The organism is Rhodococcus sp. NPDC019050, from assembly GCF_055664235.1.
On sequence record NZ_JBVOON010000052.1, the window covers coordinates 1 to 1,352 of the forward strand.

At 60.0% G+C, this 1,352-nt stretch carries 1 protein-coding gene and 1 pseudogene; both read left to right on the plus strand.

What is annotated here, in order from left to right; genetic code table 11:
* A pseudogene (locus AC0B44_RS21230) lies at nucleotides 1-447 on the plus strand (hypothetical protein); the annotation flags it as partial.
* A gap of 14 nt (nucleotides 448-461) precedes the next feature.
* The coding region (locus tag AC0B44_RS21235; protein WP_471904701.1) for a DNA methyltransferase at nucleotides 462-1,352 on the plus strand (891 nt) is incomplete at its 3' end.

Sequence of the window (1,352 nt, forward strand, 5' to 3'; positions counted from 1 at the left end):
AAGGAGGAACGCCCCGGCGCCGATTCGGACGACCCTCTCGTCGCTATCCTCGCCACCCGAAATCAGGCGGTTGACGACGCCACCGACGCTGCCGCCCGACTCAGGTCCAAACACAATCTGATCGAGTCCGACTTGATCGCGTCCACCGTCGACTCGTGGCAGGGGCAGACGAACGGCATCACAATCGCCCTCCATCCCCTCACCGGCGCCTCCGAGTTGGACGAGTTCAACTCGGCGTTCGGCCGTCTCGCAGTCGCCTGCACACGCGCTACACATGGATTACTGATGGTGTCGCGGCCCGGACTCGACAGGCTGCTTCAAGAAGCACCTGTGCGCCCAGGTACTCCATTCGGTGAACCGGGGAACCGTCATTTGCCCCGTCAGACCCATCAGCGCATCCTCGCCACCTTCGCACGAGGGGTCGCCACAGTCTCACCGACTCCGTAAGAAAGAATCGACCCGTGTCACGCCTCAACGACCTCATCCGCCACGTCGCCAATATGGATCCTCGGTTGGCAAAGGACCTGCAGCGCGAAACCGACGCACTTGCGGAACGCCGACCGTTCGGACTGAACTTCGAACGACACACGCCCGAGGCGGTGGAATTGCCGGGCCGGCCAGTGCGCAAGAACGACAAGGTACGCATCTTGCCAGACCGGGGCGAAATGCCGAAGAAGGAGAACGAGCGTCTCTATCGTGTAGCGAGGACTTACACCGAAGAAGGCCAACGGTGGGCTGACGTTGTGGCGGTGGACGATCCCGACGAGGGGTGGTCCGTGCTTGTGGAGGACCTCGTCGTGGTTGCCGAGTTCCGAGACCCGATCTATCCCGGGCTCGTCTCCACGGGGAAAGTCGAGCGTGGCGGCGACAAGCCGTTCCACACTGTCATCAACTCCGAGAACTACCATGCACTCCAAGCGCTGCTATTCACGCATCGGGGCAAGGTCGACGCCATCTACATCGACCCCCCGTACAACACCGGGGCCAAGGACTGGAAGTACAACAACGACTACGTGGAGTCGGACGATCACTATCGTCACTCCAAGTGGCTTGCGTTCATGGAGCGTCGCCTCTTCCTTGCGAAGGAACTACTCAACCCCGACGACTCGGTGCTCATCGTCACAATCGATGAGAAGGAGTATCTGCGGCTGGGATTGCTGCTGGAACAGTTGTTTCCCGAGGCTAGAATCCAAATGGTGACGTCGGTTATCTCCCAGCGCGGAGTCGCGCGCGACGGCACGTTTGCTCGCGTCGATGAGTACCTGTTCTTTGTTTTCATCGGCAGCGCGAAGATCTCGTTTACCCCTAGAGATCTTCTTGGATCTGTTGAGTCTGAAAAGCCACGTCAAATG